Genomic DNA, 583 nt, shown 5'->3' with positions numbered 1-583 from the left:
GAAGGGGGCGGTCTCGCCATTCACGACAGCAGCTCCTCTACAGCTCGCTTCCTGAGACCCCAATGACCTGTCATTTCTGACAGTGGCAAGTTTGCCTAGGGAATCAATACTCAGATTTACTTGAGCAAAAGGTATTGAAGGAATGTATCAATTTGGCGTCTGGCATGAAGGTGGACATCAGACGGTCCATGGATTGCCGATTTTGAAACATCTGCTGCAATCCCTGAAGGGAGAGGTGATGGTGCGCTACATTTGTCGCGCGGACACGCCATGCACCCTGTTTCTTACCATCAAGGATGGCGTGCCATACCAGAAGTTCAAGGAAGGCACTCCACCACTGGATTGGCAATGGTTAGAGAACGCCATCCTCCCCCTTTCCGCCTCATCTCAGCCACTGGCCATGATAAGACGGTTGGCACTGCGTTAAAACCAAATCTCTACCTCAACAGTTACAGCTCCCCTTGAAGACGTTTGGCAAATCACTATAAAAACGGCGGGCCTCCCCGCCGTTTTTCGTTCCACAGCCTCCCCTATCATCACACCGTCACCGGCCGATCCACATAGAAGGGGGCGGTCTCGCCAT

General features: G+C 52.5%; 1 protein-coding gene. It reads left to right on the top strand.

What is annotated here, in order from left to right; translation table 11 throughout:
* Positions 1-142: 142 nt before the first annotated feature.
* Positions 143-427: a hypothetical protein gene (locus BN1129_RS18865; RefSeq protein WP_042038630.1), complete on the top strand. Its 285-nt coding sequence runs from the start codon at positions 143-145 to the stop codon at positions 425-427.
* Positions 428-583 lie beyond the last annotated feature (156 nt).

Source organism: Aeromonas popoffii (assembly GCF_000820025.1).
In the GTDB taxonomy this organism is placed as follows: domain Bacteria; phylum Pseudomonadota; class Gammaproteobacteria; order Enterobacterales; family Aeromonadaceae; genus Aeromonas; species Aeromonas popoffii.
Note: the sequence above shows the minus strand (reverse complement) of the source record. Positions and strands in the feature narration are given on the sequence as shown.